The sequence below is a fragment of the Micromonospora sp. ANENR4 genome, from assembly GCF_015354395.1.
GTDB lineage: Bacteria > Actinomycetota > Actinomycetes > Mycobacteriales > Micromonosporaceae > Micromonospora > Micromonospora aurantiaca.
Genome location: NZ_JADKYQ010000003.1, coordinates 1 through 16,203 on the forward strand (window position 1 = coordinate 1; position 16,203 = coordinate 16,203).

Here is a 16,203-nt window from a genome sequence, read left to right on the forward strand (position 1 = left end):
ACCAAGAGCTGAAGGCCGGCACCCCGAAACGACGGGGTGCCGGCCTTCACGCGTCCGGGTGAACCGAGCCCGGTAGCCGGGGTGGCCGCAGCGGCCGCGAGGGTTGGATGCGGGCATGGACGAGGTGGACGCCCCGGCACTACGGCAGGCGTACGAGGAGTTGTTCGCGGAGATCGACGCGGGCGGGTTCGGGCCGCCGCCGGAAGGGCAGTTGAGCGCCGAGCAGATCGTCGCGCACCTCGCCGCCAACGACGAGCTGATGAGCGAGGCGACGGAGGCGGTGCTGGCCGGGTCGCCGTTCGCCTACTACGACCTGGACACGATCCACCGTCCCCAACTGGACGCGCTGGTCTCCGAGTGCGGCGGGCTGGACGGTCTGGCCGCGTTGTTCCGGGCCACCAGCCAGAAGTTGTGCGCGCTGGCCGAGCGGCTCGGCCCGGCGGCGGAGACACCAGTGGACACGGTGCTGCGCGAGGGCTTCGACCTGGACGTGGACGACTCGCTGCCCTGGGGCAGGGCGCTGGACCTGCACATCCGCGTGCACCTGCCGCTGCACCTCGCCCAGCTCCGCGCCCTGCGCCGCCAGCCCCACCTCGCCTGAGCCGCCCGAACCATAGAGCCGCCCGAACCGCCGAGCCGTCGATCATGCAGTTGTGGCAGTGGACAACTCCGGCATGCCCGGCCTTCCAGGCGCCACAACTCCAAGATCAACGAGAGTGGAGCGCGGGGCGGAACGCGGGGCAGGAGACGGGCGGAACGTGCGGCGGTAGGCGGTGGGGGATACGCCGACCCGGGTGTGGAAGTGCTGGCGCAGCGCGGCGGTGGTGCCGAAGCCGGCGGCCCGGGCGATCCGGTCCACGCTCAGATCAGTCGTCTCCAACAGCACCCGGGCGTGCTCGGTCCGCTGCTGGAGCAGCCACTGCGCCGGGCTGAGCCCGGTCTCGGAGCGGAAGTGCCGGGTGAACGTACGGACGCTCATCCGTGCGTGCGCCGCCATCTCGCGCAGCGCCACCGGCTCGTGCAGCCGCTGCCGTGCCCACTCGCGGGTGGCGGCCGTGCCGTTGTCGGCGCCGCGGGGCACCGGCCGCTCGATGTACTGGGCCTGCCCACCGTCGCGCCACGGCGGCACCACGCAGCGCCGGGCGGCCCGGTTGGCGACCGCGCTGCCGTGGTCGGTGCGGACGACGTGCAGGCACAGGTCGATGCCGGCGGCCACTCCGGCCGAGGTGAGCACGCGGCCGTCGTCGACGAAGAGCACGTCGGGGTCGAGCGGTACGCCGGGGTGCAGGCGGCGGAAGCGCGACGCGTACGCCCAGTGTGTGGTGGCCGGGCGGCCGTCGAGCAGGCCGGCGGCGGCGAGTACGAAGGCGCCGGTGCAGATGGACATGACGCGCGCGCCCCTGTCGTACGCGGCCCGCAGCGCGTCGGCCACCTCGACCGGAACCGTGCCGTCGGAAAGCGGCGAGCCGGCGTGGATGCCGGGGACGATCACGGTGTCGGCGCGCTCCAGCAGCTCCAGGCCGTGATCGGGGAGGACCTGGAAACCGGCGCTGCTGCGGACCGGCAGCCCGCCGGGGGTGCAGGTCGCCACGGCGTACAGCGGGATGTTGTCGTCGGCGCGGGCGGCGCCGAGGACCTGGGCCGGGGTGCCGAGGTCGAGCGCCACCACGCCGTCGAGGGCGAGCACGGCGACCCGGTGCGGTACGGACATGGCCCGATTATTGCGCACGATGGCTTTCCGGCCACTCGTCGGAGGAGCCGCCCGGCCCGAGACTCGGCTGGTGAAGCGATCCCGCCTGCATCCGGCCTGGCTCGTCGCCGCCGTCGCCTTCGTCGCGCTGGTCGGCGCGGCCGGTTTCCGCGCCACCCCGGGCGTGCTGCTGCACCCGCTGCACGCCGAGTTCGGCTGGCCGCTGGCGACCATCTCCGCCGCCGTCTCGGTCAACCTGCTGCTGTACGGCCTTACCGCGCCGTTCGCCGCCGCGCTGATGGACCGGTTCGGCATCCGCCGGGTGGTGGCCGGCGCGCTGGTGCTGGTCGCCGCCGGCAGCGGCCTGACCGTGGGGATGACGGAGAGCTGGCAGCTCCTGCTGTGCTGGGGCGTCCTCGTCGGGCTGGGCACCGGCTCGATGGCGCTGGCGTTCGTGGCGACGGTGACCGGTCGCTGGTTCGTCAAGCGGCGGGGCCTGGTGACGGGTGTGCTCACCGCCGGGGGCGCGGCCGGGCAGCTCGTCTTCCTCCCGCTGCTGGCGGTGCTGGTGCGCGACCACGGCTGGCGCACGGCGGCACTCGTCGTCGCCGGGGCCGCGCTGGCGGTCGTACCCCTTGTGGTGTGGTTGTTGCGGGAGCATCCGGCGGACCTGGGGCGGCCCGCCTACGGCGCGACCGAGGTCGTGCCGCCGGCCCGGCCGGAGGGCGGCGCCGCCGCACGGGCGGTCGGCGCGCTCGCCGCCGCCGCGCGGACGCGGCCGTTCTGGCTGCTCGCCGGCGGTTTCGCGATCTGCGGCGCGACCACGAACGGCCTGGTCGGTACGCACTTCGTGCCCGCGGCACACGACCACGGCATGCCGGAGACCACAGCGGCCGGGCTGCTCGCCGTGGTCGGGATCTTCGACATCGCCGGCTCGATCGCCTCCGGCTGGCTCACCGACCGGGTCGACCCCCGGCTGCTGCTCGGCGCCTACTACGCGTTGCGCGGGGCGTCGCTGCTGGTGCTGCCGAGCCTGTTCGCCGGTACGGCGGAGCCGAGCATGCTGGTCTTCATCGTGTTCTACGGGCTGGACTGGGTGGCGACGGTCCCGCCCACAGTGGCGCTGTGCCGGGAGTGGTTCGGTGCGTCCGGCGCGGTGGTGTTCGGCTGGGTGTTCGCCGCGCACCAGTTCGGCGCCGCGCTCGCGGCCACCGGCGCCGGTCTGGTCCGGGACCGGCTCGGCGACTACGCGATGGCCTGGTACGTGGCCGGTGCGCTGTCGATCGGCGCGGCCGGGCTGTCGCTGCTGCTACGCCGCCGTCCCGCCGACGAGCCCGCGTTCACGCTGCCGGTGGTCGCGGGCCGGCGGGCCTGGAGCTACCGGGGGTGACGGGCCGCCGCCACCGGGGGCTGACAGGTCAGCGCCACCGGGGCCGACCGGTCAGCCGGCCGCCCACTGCTGCTCGGGTGCGCCGCTGCACGGCGCCTGCTCCAACTCACGACCGGGCTCGGTGCCCGCGTCGTCGACCTGCGCGCACTTGCCGCTGTGCACCGCCACGAGCAGCGCCGCGCCGTCACCGGCCGCCTGGAACTTCCACTGCTGGTTGGCCTGCCCGTTGCAGGACCACTGCTGCACGTCCGCGCCGTCGTCGGTCTTCGCCTCGTTGACGTCCAGGCACTTGCTGCTCGCCGCGTTGACGAGCAGGTAGGTGTCGTTGGTGACCGGCGTGACCACCCACTGCTGCTCCGGCCCGCCGGTGCAGTCGGCCAGCGCCGCCTGGGCGCCCTCGGCCTCGTCGCCGGTCACGCCGAGGCAGCGCCCGGAGGGCACGCCGCGCAGCACCTTCGGCGTGGCCACCGGCGCGGCCGGGGTGGTCGGCGCCGCGCTCGGCGACGGCGACGACGAAGGCGTGGGCTCCGCCGTCGGTTCCGCGCTCGGCTCGCTCGCCGCCGCTGTGGGCACCGCCGCCGCCGGCACCACCGGCCGCTCGCCGCCGCCGCCGAGCACGCCGGTGGCGAAGAAGGCCCCGAGGAGTACGCCCGCCACGCCGACGCCCAGCGCGACCCGCATCAGCGGGTCCTGGGGCAGCCGGACGCCCCGGACGCGCCGGGTGCGGCGGGCGCCGCCGTAGACGGTGCCGGACGGGTCGGAGTGCGGGTCGGCCATGGGAGCATGGTGACCCACCGGGGCCGCCGGGTGCCAGTCGCACCGGCGGCACGGTGACTCAGTCGACGACCCGGACGTCCTTCCAGAACGCCACCCGGTCGCGGACCATCTCCGCCTCCGGCTTGGGATCGGGGTAGTACCAGACGGCGTCCGGGCTGGTGGCGCCGCCGTGTTCGAGCGTGTAGTAGGAGGCCGTGCCCTTCCACGGGCAGACCGTGTGGGTGTCGGACTCCCGGATCAGGTCCTCGCGCAGCGCGGTACGGGGGAAGTAGTGGTTGCCCTCGACCACCACTGTGTCGTCGCTCTCGGCGACGACGAGGTCGTTCCAGACGGCTTTCGGCATGTCCTCCACGCTATGCCGGTGGTCGCGTACCGGCCACCGTTCAACGCGTCGGCTCCTCATCGGTCACGTCGGCCACCGTCGCGCCGAGCGCGGCCAGCGCGGTGTCCGCGTCGACAGCGACGGCGAGGCCGTGCTCGCCCGCGCCGAGCGTGATCTCCCGGCCGCGCAGCCGCTCGTCGGCGATCACCGGCCAGGCGGTGGTGGAGCCGAACGGCGTGATGGTGCCGCGCGCGTACCCGGTGGCGGCCTTCGCCGCCTCGGCGTCGGGCATCGACAGGCGGCTCACCCCGAGCAGGGCGCGCAGCTTCGGCCAGGAGATCACCCGGCCGCCGGGAGTGAGCACGAACAGCAGGTCGCCCTCGCCGCGGCGGACCACGATCGTCTTGACCACGTCGGGCACCTCGACGCCGCGCGCCGCGGCCGCCTCGGCGAGGCTCGCGACCGGACCGTGGCGGATCACCCGGTACGGCAGGCCGGCGTGGTCGAGAGCGGTCAGCGCGGGATTCGGCATGGCGGTCACGGTAACGCGCGCGTCGTCGGCGAGTCGCCGAAAGGCCACCGTGGACGTCCCACGAATTGTCGTACCCGAGCGTAAGGTGATCTCATGCACGCTGTCCGTGATCATGAACGGGCGGTGGACACGCTGCGGCGCTCCTACGCCGCGGTGCCCGCCGGGGAACCCGTACGGCTGGCCAAGCAGACCTCGAACCTGTTCCGGCCGCGCTCCGCGCCGCGTACGCCCGGCCTGGACGTGAGCGGCCTGACCGGGGTGCTCGCCGTGGACCCGGCGGCCCGCACCGCCGACGTGCAGGGCATGTGCACGTACGAGGATCTGGTCGACGCGACGCTGCCGCACGGCCTGATGCCGCTCGTCGTGCCGCAGTTGCGCACCATCACGCTGGGCGGGGCGGTGACCGGCCTGGGCATCGAGTCCACCTCCTTCCGCAACGGCCTGCCGCACGAGTCGGTGCGGGAGATGGACGTCCTCACCGGCGCGGGGGAGATCGTCACGACCCGGCCGCAGGGCGAGCACGCGGACCTGCACCGGGCCTTCCCGAACTCGCTCGGCAGCCTCGGCTACGCGACCCGGCTGCGCATCGAGCTGCAATCGGTCCGCCGGTACGTGTCGCTGCGCAACATCCGGTTCACCCGGCTGGAGGAACTGGTCGACGCGATCGGCGAGGTGGTCGCCAAGGGCGCCTGGGGTGGTGAGCCGGTCGACGCCGTGGACGGGGTGGTGTTCAGCCCCGGCGAGGCGTACCTCGTGCTCGGCACGTTCACCGACGAGGCCGACGAGCGTCCGTCCGACTACACCGGCCAGGAGATCTACTACCGCTCGCTGCGCCGGCGCACCCGGGACGCGCTCACCGCGTACGACTATCTCTGGCGTTGGGACACCGACTGGTTCTGGTGTTCGGCGGCGTTCGGGGTGCAGCACCCGGTGGTGCGGCGGCTGTGGCCGCGGCGCTACCGGCGCAGCGACGTCTACCACCGGATCGTGCGGCTGGAGCACCGGCACCAGGTGGCCGCCCGGGTCGACAGGTGGCGTGGCCGCCCGGCCCGCGAGCGGGTGGTGCAGGACGTCGAGGTCCCGCTCGACCGCACGCCCGAGTTCCTGCGCTGGTTCGCCGCGAACGTGGGCATGACGCCGGTGTGGCTGTGCCCGCTGCGGCTGCGGGAGCCGTCCGGTCCCGGGTCGGCGAAGGCGTGGCCGCTATATCCGCTCCAACCGGGCGAAACGTATGTGAACATCGGCTTCTGGGGAAGCGTGCCCATCGCGGCGGGCGCCGCCGACGGCGACGTCAACCGCCAGATCGAGCGCATGGTGTCGGAGGTGGGCGGCCACAAGTCGCTCTACTCCGACGCGTACTACGACCGGGGCGAGTTCGACCGCCTCTACGGCGGGGACACCTGGCGTGCCGTGAAGGACCGCTACGACCCGGACCACCGACTCACCGGACTGTACGAGAAGGCGGTATCCCGAGCATGAGTCTGACCGACCGAACACCGGGGGCGGCGAGCGTCCCGGCCGGCCCGCCGGCGGGCGGGCGGCGTACCGGACCCACAGTCGCGGACGTGGTCCGCGCGGTCACCACCGGCGACCTGCCCGTCCGGGTCGCCGGATACGACGGCAGCGCGGTGGGCCCGGCCGACGCCGGGATCACCCTGGCGATCCGCACTGAGCGGGGCCTGTCCTACCTGCTCACCGCGCCCGGCGACCTGGGCATGGCCCGGGCCTACGTCAGCGGCGACCTGGGGCTGGAGGGGGTGCACCCGGGCGACCCGTACGAGGCGCTGCGGGTCATCAAGGACGAGGTGCCGCTGCGGATACCGGCGATGAGCGAGGCGCTCGCGCTGGTCCGAGGGCTGGGCTGGGAACGGCTGCGCCCGCCGCCGCCCCCGCCCCAGGAGGCGGCCCCGCGCTGGCGGCGGCTGATGACCGGGCTGCGTCACTCGCGTACCCGGGACAGCAGCGCGATCTCGCACCACTACGACGTGTCGAACGCCTTCTACGAGAAGGTGCTCGGGCCGTCCATGACGTACACCTGCGCGGTGTACCGCAGCCCCGGCGACACGCTGGAGGAGGCGCAGCGGAACAAGTACGACCTGGTCGCCGGCAAGCTGGCGCTCAAGCCGGGGATGCGGCTGCTGGACGTCGGCTGCGGCTGGGGCGGCATGGTCCGGCACGCGGCCCGGGAGTACGGCGTCAAGGCGCTCGGTGTGACGCTGTCGAAGGCGCAGGCCGAGTGGGCGCGGGCGGCGATCGAACGGGAGGGGCTGAGCGAACTGGCCGAGGTGCGCCACCTGGACTACCGGGACGCGCCGCGCGAGCAGTTCGACGCGATCTCCTCGATCGGGCTGACCGAGCACATCGGGGTGCGCAACTACCCGGCCTACTTCGGCGCGCTGCGCTCCCGGCTCAAGCCGGGCGGGCGGCTGCTCAACCACTGCATCACCCGTGCCGACAACCGGGCGCCGCACCGCTCCGGCGCGTTCATCGACAGGTACGTCTTCCCGGACGGTGAGCTGGCCGGTCCGGGCCGGCTGATCAGCGAGATCCACGACGCCGGGTTCGAGGTGCACCACGAGGAGAACCTGCGCCAGCACTACGCGCTGACGCTCGCCGGCTGGTGCCGCAACCTGGTCGAGCACTGGGACTTCTGCGTCGGCGAGGTCGGGCCGGGCACCGCGAAGGTGTGGGGTCTCTACATGGCCGGCTCCCGGCTGGCGTTCGAGCGCAACGGCATCCAGTTGCACCACGTGCTCGCCACGCACAACGGCCCCGAGGGGGTGAACGGGTACCCGCTGCGTCCGGACTGGACGCCCTGACCGGTCGTACCGACGAAAGGCCGCGCGGACCGCGCGGCCTTTCGTCGAAGCCATTGACAAAGAAGTTTTGTACGTACAAACTGATTTTGCCATGAGAGACGTCCTGTATCTGGAACAGCGCGAGCAGGCCGAAGTCCTGCTCAAGCCGCAGCGCATCGAAGTGCTGCGGCAACTGGCCGAGCCCCGCACCTGCACCGAGGTCGCAACCCGGCTGGAGCAGACGCCGCAGCGCGTCTACTACCACGTCAAGCAGCTCGTCGCGGCCGGGCTGGCCGAGCAGGTGGCGCAGCGGCAGGTGCGCGGCATCACCGAGGGCATCTACCAGGCCGTCGCCCGGTCGTACTGGCTCTCGCCCCGCCTGGTCGGCCGCATCGGCGGCACCCGCCGGGCCCGCGACGAGCTGAGCCTGGGCTACCTGCTCGACCTCATGGAGGAGGTCCAGGCCGACATCGCCGCGCTGGACCGCACCGCCCCCGAACTGCCGTCCATCGGCGTCTCCGGCGAGATCCGGGTGCCCGCCGAGCGGCGGCAGGAGTTCCTGCACGACCTGCAGACGACGCTGCAGGACCTGTTCACGCGCTACGGCGGCGCCGAGGGAGACGCCTTCAAGCTCGCCGTGGCCTGCTACCCGAAAGGCGACACGCATGACTGAGCCGATGACCATCCGCGCCCGCCTCGCCGCACCGGTGGCGACCGTTCGCCGCGCCCTGACCGACCCCGCCGAGCTGCGCGTGTGGCTCGCCGAGCACGCCGAGGTCGAGCTTCCCCGGCGGTACGAGTTCTGGGGCCGCTACACGCCCGAGGGCGACGCGCCACACCAGCGGCTGCTGCACGTCGACGACCGGACGCTGCGCTTCGCGTGGACGCTCGACGGGGTGGAGACCACCACCGAGTTCGAGCTGGAGCCCGACGGCGACGGCACCATACTCACGCTGCGGCAGAGCCACTTCGACTACGCGGAGGCGATGAGCGGCAGCAGCATCCGCGGTGTGCTCCAGACGTACTGGTACCTGGCGCTCGCCCACCTCAACGACTACCTGGACGGCCGGCCGCTGCTGCCGCGTACCGACTTCACCTCCGCCGACCTGCGCGGCGAGATGGTGATCGACGCGCCGATGGACAAGGTGTGGACGTCGCTCACCGACTCCGAACAGGTCACCGCCTGGTTCGGCTACCCGATCGGCGTCGAGCCCTGGGAGGGCGGCCGGTACGCGATGGGCGGCCTCGACGCCGGTGAGGCCGCGAAGGTGTTCGACGTGAAGCCGGGACGGGCGCTGTCCATCGACTGGGGACCGGTCGGCGTTACGTCCTGGGAGCTGGAGGAGTCCGACGGCCGGACGAAGCTGACGTTCGTGCAGTCCGGCTTCGACGAGGGCAACCCGCCGTATGCGGCGTGGAGCGGCAACGTGGCCGGGTGGGCCGAGTTGCGCCGCTTCCACGAGGTGCCCGACTGGAAGCCCATCTGGCTGACCGACGAGGTTCCCGCCTGACCTTCCGGTGACTCACCCGGGGCCCGCTTAGCCCGGGCACCGGGTGGGTAATGCCGGGCGATGTTCTTCATCTTCGGGCTGCGGACCAAGGTCGTCCGGTCCGGCGTCGTCACCCAGGTCTGCCGCAACTGCGGCAACCAGGCCGCCCAGGTGATCACCCGCCGGGTCACCAAGTTCAGCCTCTTCTTCATCCCGCTGATCCCGCTGCGCACCCGGTACGCGCAGCAGTGCACGTTCTGCGGCGCCGAGTACGACATCTCCCGCGCCGAGGCCCAGCGCCTCCCGGTCGGCTGACAGTGACCCGTTTCCTCTACTGGCTGATCGGCCGGCAGCCCGCCGCCCCGACCGCCCCGCCGGTGCACACCGCCGCCCGTCCACCCTGCACGCCCGGGCGCCGGCACCGCCGCCGGCGTCGCCCGGTTGCGGGCGCGCAGTCGCCCCGCTCGCCCTGGAACCGCTCCGCCGGCCGCTGACGCGTCGTGTTAACAAGGGGGCCCTCCTCTACCGGAGGCGTTAACAAGGGGCCCTTCCTTACACTTCATCGGGTGGAAGATCGGCTGGCACGGATCAGGGGTGGTGGGCCGCCCCGGCGGCACAACGCCCGCACCATCGCCGCGCTGACCGGCAACCCCGGCTGCACCCGCCGCGCCGTGCTGGACAGCGCCGGCGCGGACAAGCCGGCGCTCGCCGAGCAACTCGGCTTCCCGGCGAGGTTCGGCCAGTCCCGCTTCGCGATCACCCGGGGCAACGCCTTCGAGGCCCAGGTCAAGGCCGACGGCGGGAAGGAACTGCTGCGCCTGGTCGCGGAGCGGCTCGGCGTACCGGTCCCGGCTGACGCCACCTGGACCGACCTCGGTGCCGACGACGACCGGCCGGAACGGTCCCGGGCGGCGCTGACCGCGAGCGGCGACGGCCCGGCGTTGTTCGACCATCCGCTGCTCGGCCTGGACGTGGCGGGTACCCGCGTGCACCTGGAACCGGACCTGGTCGCGGCCCGGCTGGCCGGCCGGTTCCACGTCGTGGAGATCAAGTCGTTTCCGGTGATCGACGGGCAGGCCGACCCGGGCAAGGTCGCCGCCGCCGCGATCCAGTCCGCCGTCTACGTGCTGGCGCTGCGCGAGCTGCTCGCCGCCGAGGGACGCGACCCGGAGCTGGTGTCGCACGACGTGGTGCTGGTCTGCCCGCGTGACTTCGCCAACCAGCCGGTGGCCAGTCTGCTGGACGTGCGCCGGCAACTGCTGGTGCTGCGCCGTCAGTTGGCCCGGATGGCCCGGGTCGAGGAGTTGCTCGCCGCCGTACCGGCCGGGTTCACCGTCGACCCGGCTGCCGATCCGGCCACGCTCGCCGCCGCGCTGCACCAGGTGCCCGCCCGTTACGCGCCGGACTGTCTGGCGGCCTGCGAACTGGCGTACTTCTGCCGGCACGAGGCGCGCGGGCAGACCGGCGCGCTGGGCCGGCCGGTCCGCGAGGCACTGGGCGGCGTGGAGGAGGTGGCCGACGTGCTGGCGCTCGCCGAGGGCGTGGCCGCGCCCGAACCGGAGCAGGCGGAGGCCGCCGCGCTGCTGCGGGCCGCCGCGCGCCTGCGCGCCGACGCCCTAGCGGGGCAAACCGCGTGAGTACGCTGCACGCGCTCGCCCGGGCGCAGGCGGTGGCCACCGGGCGGGCCCAGCCGGTGGCCACCGTCCGCCACCTGCACCTGTCGGAGCGGCCGCTGGTGGTGGTGCCGCTCGCGCTCGCCGGTGAGGCGAACGCCCCGCTTGCCGCGATGGTCGGCGCCGCGCCCGACGAGGGCCGGCTGCTCGTGGTGCCGCAGCCGCGCAACCGGGACCAGCGGTTCGCGTTCGCCGCCGAGCTGGCCGCGATCGTGCTGCCGTACCTGGACGAGTTCCGCGACCTGACCGAGGCGGTGCCGGTGGACCGGGGTCGCGACGTCCGCCACCGGTACGTCGACGCGCCGCAACTGCTGGTGCCGAACCCGGCCGGGATCACGTTCCTGCGGCTGTTCGGCCGCTCGACCCGGTTCCGCCGTACCGACGGCGACTATCCGGTGCACCAGTCGGTGCCGCTGCTCGGCCGCTGGCTGACGTTCTTCGCCGAGCGTGCCGAGCAGCCCGGTTCGTCGGCTCTGCTGGCGCTCACCGACGCGCTGACGCTGCACTGGGCGACCGGGCAGAGCGTGGTGGAGGATCTGCATCTGCCGGCGGTGCTGGGCTGGCTCGACCCGCCCGCCGGGCTGACCGGCGCCGAGGCGGCGGTCCGTGCCGAGGACCCGGAACACTGCCCGCCGGCCGGGCCGGCCACCGACCCGGACTTCGACAACCGCCGGCTCGCCCCGGCGATCGAGGCGTACACCCGGGCCGAGGACGACCCGGCGGCCCGCGCGGCCGCGTACGACGAGCTCGCCGGCCTGCTGCGCGACCAGCTCACGCCCACCTGGGAGCTGATGTGGCGCGGCGTCGGGCTGCTGCGGACGCTGCCGGCCGGCGCGCGGGTGACCGGCCGGTGGGCCGGTGACCGGGACGCGTTCACCGCGCACGCCGAGCACGCCGACGCCGGGGGCGGCCCGCAGCCGCGACGCGACGGCGCGGTGGCGGCGGCGCTGCGGTTGCAGCGGCTGGAACGGGCGTCGACCGCGTGGGCGGTGCAGCGCGCCTACGACGATCCGCTGGTGATGGCCGAGCACCGGCTGTCCGGGGAGGCGTTCGTCGGCGAGGTGACGCTCGCCGACCCGGCGCGGGTGGACGACTCGGGCAAGCGGCCGGTGCTGCGCCCGCGCATCCAGGTGGTCACCACCGAGCCGGTGCCGATGCCGGTGGGCGCGACGTTGTACTCCCCGGCCCGCCCGGCGCAGAAGGCGAAGGTCGTGTTCGTGACGCCCGGCGGCGACGGCAAGACCGAGGTGGTGCTGGAACTGTCCGGCGGGATGGGCCGGGGGCTGACCGCGCCGCCCGGCAGCGTTCCAGAGGTGGGCGAGCGGATCTGCCTGACCAGCCTCTCCGACGGGTTCCTGCCGGGTGGCGCGTTCCCCGCGCCCGAGGAGACACCGTGGACGCACGGCGGGCCGCCCGGCACGGCCGCCACGCCACAGGATCCGGCCCCGGCGGAGGACTGGTCCTGACCGGCGCGGCTCAGCCCAGGGCGGCGAGGGCCGTCCGCGTCTCGGCCGCCGTCGGCCGGTCCGGGTCCGCCGCCAGCAGCGCCTCCAGGCTCCGGCGGTACGCGACGTCGTGTGCCCGGTCGGCCGGGGTCTCCACGTCCGGGGCGACGCCGGAGCCCTCCCAGTTCGTGCCGCTCGCCGCGTGCACGGGCCGGGCCACCGGCACCGTCAGTTCCAGGTGCTGGTGCAGCCGGTGCCCGATCCGGGGGTGCGCGCCGCCCCGGGTCGGCTCACCGACCACTGTGGCCCGCCCGAACTGCTGAAGGTCGTACGCCAGCTCCTCGCCACCGGAGAACGTCGCAGGGCCGGTGAGCACGTGCAACGGTTTGTCCGGGGCGTACCGGGGGACCGGCAACCAGGCGGCGCTCCAGAACTGGCGGGTGGCGCCGGAGCGTTCGTGCATGGTGTGCAGGTGCGTCGGCTCGGCGAAGAACCAGCCGCAGATCAGCGCCACCCCGTCCGGGCTGCCGCCCTCGGTGCCGCGCAGGTCGAGCAGGAGCGCGTCGGTGCCGGCGAGCAGCCGCAGCGCGGCGGTCAGCGCGTCGCCGGCCAGGTCGGGCGGGAACACGTACGGCTTGATCTCCAGCAGCCCGACGTTGCCTGGTAGCCGTTGCACCCGGGTCACGCCGCCCATGCCGAGCGCGGCGAGGCGCGCGAAGTGCTCCCCGGTCGGGTCGTCGGCCTTGTCGGACAGCGGCTGCTCGTGGTGCTTGAGCCGCAGGTGCAGGTCGCCGTTTACGGACTGGAGGTCGGCCGTGACGAGCGCGCCGAGCGTGGCGGCGTCGCCCGCCTCGGCGTACGCGCCGGCGCGCAGGCCCGCGCGCAGCCGGCCGGCGACCCGGTCGGCGACGTCGGGCAGGACGTACTCGTCGGCGACCAGGGCGGCGGCCCGTTCGACGATGGCGGTGATCTGGTCCGGATCCATCGAGGCCCCGTTCTCGTGGTGGGTGAGAAGTAGAACAGCCGGTTGACAAAGCGTCAAGAGAACTAGACGCTTTGGTGGTGACCGACGATCCGCTGGAGATCCGCGAGCCGGCCCAGTTCAAGGCGCTGGCCCACCCGTTCCGGCACCGGCTGCTGTTCGCGCTCGGGGCCGGACCCGCCACGCTCAGCCAGCTCGCCAGCCGCCTCGGTGCGGCGAAGGGCACTGTGGCCCACCACCTCGGGGTGCTGACCGAGGCGGGCATGGTCCGCCCGGCGCACAGCCGGCAGGTCCGGGGCGGCACCGAGCGCTACCACGAACGCACGTTCCGCCGCCTCGTCGGCACCGACACCGACGCGGGCGCCACCGCGGCCCTGCTGGGCGCGTACGCCGAGGAACTCGCCGGTGACCCCGACCCGCTCGTGCACCTGCGGCACCTGCGGCTCACGCCGGCCCAGGCCCGGCGCCTGCGGTCCACGCTGGACGAACTGGTCGGCGAGGCCGAGGAGGCGCCGCCGGGGCAGCCGCGCTACGGCGTGCTGGTCTCCCTCTACCGGCATCCGCCTGCGGTCCGCTGACCGACAGTCGTCGACTCTGGCGGCCGTCCCCGGCGCTGGCTAGGCTTGCGCCGTCCGTCGTCCGGTCCTCGTCGTCGAGGGTGCACGTCTGGAAGAGAGCCGGAGCGCATCGTTGTATCCCAGCACGACGTGAGCCTCGCCGCCGCGGCGCCGGCCCGTCATCCGCTCGTCGGCCGTGTCGGACTCGTCGCGGCCGCTGTCGTCGTACTCGGGGAGATGGCCTGGCTGGCCGCCCGGCTGCCCGGCGCGGCGCTCGTGAGCGACGTCGGCGCGATGGCGGTGTCGAGCTGGGCGGCGGTTCTCTGCGTCGGCGCGGCGCGACGTCAGCCGGCCACGTTGCGCCGGTTCTGGGAACTGCTCGCCGCCACCATGATGCTCGCCGCGCTCGGCCGTGCGGTGTGGACCGTGGAACGGCTCGGCGGGCTCGGCCTGCCCCACACTCCGCTGGTGGCGGGCCTGTTCGCCGCCGGCATCGTCACCGGCACCGGCGCGCTGCTGTGCGCCCGCACCGGCCCGCGTAGCGTGATCGGCCGGGCCCGCACCCTGCTCGACGGGGTGATCGTCGGGCTGGCCCTCATCCCGATCGGCTGGGTGGTGGTGTTCCACCGCATCACCGACGCCGAGCTGGCCGACCCGATGCGGACGTTCGGGCTGCTCTACCCGATGTTCGACCTGATGCAGCTCACCATCCTGGTCGCGGTGGCCGGTCCGGGCCGGCCGATGTGGCGGGCGCTCACAGTGATCGGGGCGGGCCTGGCGATCCGGTCCGGCGCGGACGCCGTCTACGTATCGCTTGTCGCACGCGGCGACTACACGCCCGGGCACCCGGTCGACGTCTGCTGGCCGCTGAGCTACCTGCTGGTCGGCCTGGCCACCCGCTATCCGCCTCCGTCCGACGGGGACGGCGAGGACGACGTGGTCGACTCGCCGCTGCCGCCGTGGTGGCGGGTCGCGTTGCCGTACCTGCCGGTGGGCGGCGCGATCGTCGCGGTCCTGCTGTCGCGGCAGCCCAGCGGGCAGACCCCGCAGGTGGTCTTCGTCGGCATGATGGGCCTGCTCGGGGTGCTGGCGCTGCGCCAGGGGCTGGCCGCGAACGAGAACCTGCGGTTGGTCGGCCGGCTGCGCCGGCTCGCGTACTCCGACCAGCTCACCGGCCTGCCCAACCGCCTGACGTTCGTCCGGCGGCTGCGTCGGGCGTTGCGCGCCGGCGGCCCGGTCGCCGTGGTGCTGCTCGACCTGGACGGCTTCAAGCAGGTGAACGACAGGTTCGGGCACGCCGCCGGGGACCGGCTGCTCACCGCCACCGCCGAGCGCATGCGGGACGCGGTCGGCCCGGACGGGATGATCGCCCGGCTCGGCGGCGACGAGTTCGCGGTGCTGGTGGCGGGGGAGCGCCAGGTGTCACCGGAGCGGCTCGCGGTCCGGCTGCTGACCGCGCTGGAACCGCTGCCGGGCGAGGAGGACCTCGGTGTCCACCCGTCGGCGAGCATCGGCATCGCCGAGTACGGGCCGCAGCACGCCTCGCACACCGACCTGCTCCGCGACGCCGACATCGCCATGTACGCGGCGAAGGCCGCCGGCAAGGCCGCCTACCGCACGTGCACGCCGGAACTGCGCGAGTCGGCGGTCAGCCGGGCCGAGCTGATCGCCGACCTGCGCCGGGCGGTGGACGAGGGCCAGTTGCTGATGGAGTTCCAGCCCATCGTCGACCTGGACACCGGCACGGTACGCAGCGCCGAGGCGCTGGTGCGCTGGCGGCATCCCCGCCTGGGCGTGCTGACCCCGGCGCGGTTCCTGCCACTGGCCGAGGAGACCGGGCTGATCGTGGCCATCGACAGGTGGGTCATCCACGAGGCGTGCCGGGCGGCGGCCACCTGGCGCGAGCACGCGCCCGACGTGACCGTGGCGGTGAACATCGCCGCTGCCCACCTGTGCCGGCCCGACCTGATCGCCACCGTCACCGGCGCGGTCGGCGCGGCCGGTCTGCCGCCCCGCGCGCTCACCCTGGAACTGACCGAGTCGGCGCTGATCGAGGGCAGCGAGTCGGTGCTGGACCGGCTGTCCCAGCTGCGCGACCTGGGCATCCGAATCGCTATCGACGACTTCGGCACCGGCTACTCGTCGCTGAGCTACCTGCACCGCATCCCGGCCACCGAGCTGAAGATCGACAGGTCGTTCGTGTCCCGGCTGGACGCCGGCGACGCCCGCGCGTACGCCACAGTCGAGATGGTGAACCGGCTGGCCGGCGCGTTCGACCTGGCCGTGGTCGCCGAGGGGGTGGAGACCGTCGCGCAGCACGCGGCGGTCACCGCGATCGGCTGCCGGCAGGGTCAGGGCTGGCGGTACGGCCGCCCGGCCGCCCTGCCGGACCTGCTTCCCGCGCTGTCCGGCGCGGGCGCCGGGCGCTGACCGGCCCGGGTCCACGGGGGCCGAAGGTCCCGGACGGGACAGGGGATTCGACCCTGCTCACCGGCGGTCCGCCACCGCCATGATAGTTCTCGTCAACAAGACGAACACACCCTCCAC

General features: G+C 73.9%; 16 protein-coding genes. 11 read left to right on the plus strand and 5 right to left on the minus strand.

Going from position 1 to position 16,203, the window contains the following annotated elements; all coding sequences use genetic code 11:
* Positions 1 to 115: 115 nt before the first annotated feature.
* Entirely contained in the window at positions 116 to 601 is a 486-nt protein-coding gene (locus IRY44_RS05885; protein ID WP_228531604.1) for a hypothetical protein, read from the plus strand.
* 42 nt (positions 602 to 643) lie between these two features.
* Here IRY44_RS05885 and IRY44_RS05890 read toward each other — a convergent pair whose 3' ends face one another.
* Positions 644 to 1,711 carry a GlxA family transcriptional regulator gene (locus IRY44_RS05890; protein WP_194799460.1) on the minus strand — a complete coding sequence of 356 codons (1,068 nt, stop codon included), beginning with the start codon at positions 1,709 to 1,711 and terminating at the stop codon, positions 644 to 646.
* A gap of 70 nt (positions 1,712 to 1,781) precedes the next feature.
* Here IRY44_RS05890 and IRY44_RS05895 point away from each other — a divergent pair, with 70 nt between their 5' ends.
* A complete protein-coding gene (locus IRY44_RS05895; RefSeq protein ID WP_269696186.1) occupies positions 1,782 to 3,080 on the plus strand; it encodes an MFS transporter in 1,299 nt (432 codons plus the stop codon).
* A 51-nt stretch (positions 3,081 to 3,131) separates the two neighbouring features.
* Here IRY44_RS05895 and IRY44_RS05900 read toward each other — a convergent pair whose 3' ends face one another.
* From IRY44_RS05900 to IRY44_RS05910, 3 genes are read right to left on the minus strand one after another with little or no spacing between them, the layout of a single operon-like run.
* A complete protein-coding gene (locus tag IRY44_RS05900) occupies positions 3,132 to 3,857 on the minus strand; it encodes an RICIN domain-containing protein (protein WP_194799462.1) in 726 nt (241 codons plus the stop codon).
* Between the two features lie 58 nt (positions 3,858 to 3,915).
* Positions 3,916 to 4,200, minus strand: a complete 285-nt coding sequence (locus tag IRY44_RS05905; protein WP_194799463.1) for a DUF427 domain-containing protein — start codon at positions 4,198 to 4,200, stop codon at positions 3,916 to 3,918.
* A gap of 40 nt (positions 4,201 to 4,240) precedes the next feature.
* Entirely contained in the window at positions 4,241 to 4,711 is a 471-nt protein-coding gene (locus IRY44_RS05910) for an aminoacyl-tRNA deacylase (protein WP_194799464.1), read from the minus strand.
* Between the two features lie 93 nt (positions 4,712 to 4,804).
* On the opposite strand from IRY44_RS05910, the gene IRY44_RS05915 reads away from it, so the two are divergent.
* The 7 genes from IRY44_RS05915 to IRY44_RS05945 all read left to right on the plus strand — a co-directional run bounded on the left by IRY44_RS05915 (position 4,805) and on the right by IRY44_RS05945 (position 12,138).
* On the plus strand, positions 4,805 to 6,190 hold the full coding sequence (locus IRY44_RS05915) for an FAD-binding oxidoreductase (protein WP_194799465.1): 1,386 nt from the start codon (positions 4,805 to 4,807) through the stop codon (positions 6,188 to 6,190).
* On the plus strand, positions 6,187 to 7,530 hold the full coding sequence (locus tag IRY44_RS05920; protein WP_194799466.1) for a class I SAM-dependent methyltransferase: 1,344 nt from the start codon (positions 6,187 to 6,189) through the stop codon (positions 7,528 to 7,530). Before IRY44_RS05915 ends, IRY44_RS05920 begins: the two co-directional genes overlap by 4 nt.
* Positions 7,531 to 7,621: 91 nt before the next feature.
* Entirely contained in the window at positions 7,622 to 8,182 is a 561-nt protein-coding gene (locus tag IRY44_RS05925; protein WP_194799467.1) for a helix-turn-helix domain-containing protein, read from the plus strand.
* Positions 8,175 to 9,020: an SRPBCC family protein gene (locus IRY44_RS05930; protein WP_194799468.1), complete on the plus strand. Its 846-nt coding sequence runs from the start codon at positions 8,175 to 8,177 to the stop codon at positions 9,018 to 9,020. The genes IRY44_RS05925 and IRY44_RS05930 overlap by 8 nt, the downstream gene beginning before the upstream one ends.
* Before the next feature lie 60 nt (positions 9,021 to 9,080).
* The gene (locus IRY44_RS05935; protein ID WP_194799469.1) at positions 9,081 to 9,314 is read left to right on the plus strand and encodes a zinc-ribbon domain-containing protein; all 234 of its coding nucleotides are present in this window, start codon (positions 9,081 to 9,083) and stop codon (positions 9,312 to 9,314) included.
* 251 nt (positions 9,315 to 9,565) lie between these two features.
* Entirely contained in the window at positions 9,566 to 10,636 is a 1,071-nt protein-coding gene (locus IRY44_RS05940) for a hypothetical protein (RefSeq protein ID WP_194799470.1), read from the plus strand.
* On the plus strand, positions 10,633 to 12,138 hold the full coding sequence (locus IRY44_RS05945) for a hypothetical protein (RefSeq protein ID WP_194799471.1): 1,506 nt from the start codon (positions 10,633 to 10,635) through the stop codon (positions 12,136 to 12,138). Before IRY44_RS05940 ends, IRY44_RS05945 begins: the two co-directional genes overlap by 4 nt.
* A gap of 10 nt (positions 12,139 to 12,148) precedes the next feature.
* On the opposite strand, the gene IRY44_RS05950 is transcribed toward IRY44_RS05945, so the two are convergent.
* The gene (locus IRY44_RS05950) at positions 12,149 to 13,102 is read right to left on the minus strand and encodes a S41 family peptidase (protein ID WP_194799472.1); all 954 of its coding nucleotides are present in this window, start codon (positions 13,100 to 13,102) and stop codon (positions 12,149 to 12,151) included.
* Positions 13,103 to 13,179: 77 nt separating this feature from the next.
* On the opposite strand from IRY44_RS05950, the gene IRY44_RS05955 reads away from it, so the two are divergent.
* Both IRY44_RS05955 and IRY44_RS05960 read left to right on the plus strand, forming a co-directional pair.
* Positions 13,180 to 13,677 carry a transcriptional regulator gene (locus tag IRY44_RS05955; RefSeq protein WP_194799473.1) on the plus strand — a complete coding sequence of 166 codons (498 nt, stop codon included), beginning with the start codon at positions 13,180 to 13,182 and terminating at the stop codon, positions 13,675 to 13,677.
* Between the two features lie 129 nt (positions 13,678 to 13,806).
* Positions 13,807 to 16,086 (plus strand): bifunctional diguanylate cyclase/phosphodiesterase, encoded by a 2,280-nt coding sequence (locus IRY44_RS05960; protein ID WP_269696192.1) that lies wholly within the window; start codon positions 13,807 to 13,809, stop codon positions 16,084 to 16,086.
* Positions 16,087 to 16,203: the final 117 nt, after the last annotated feature.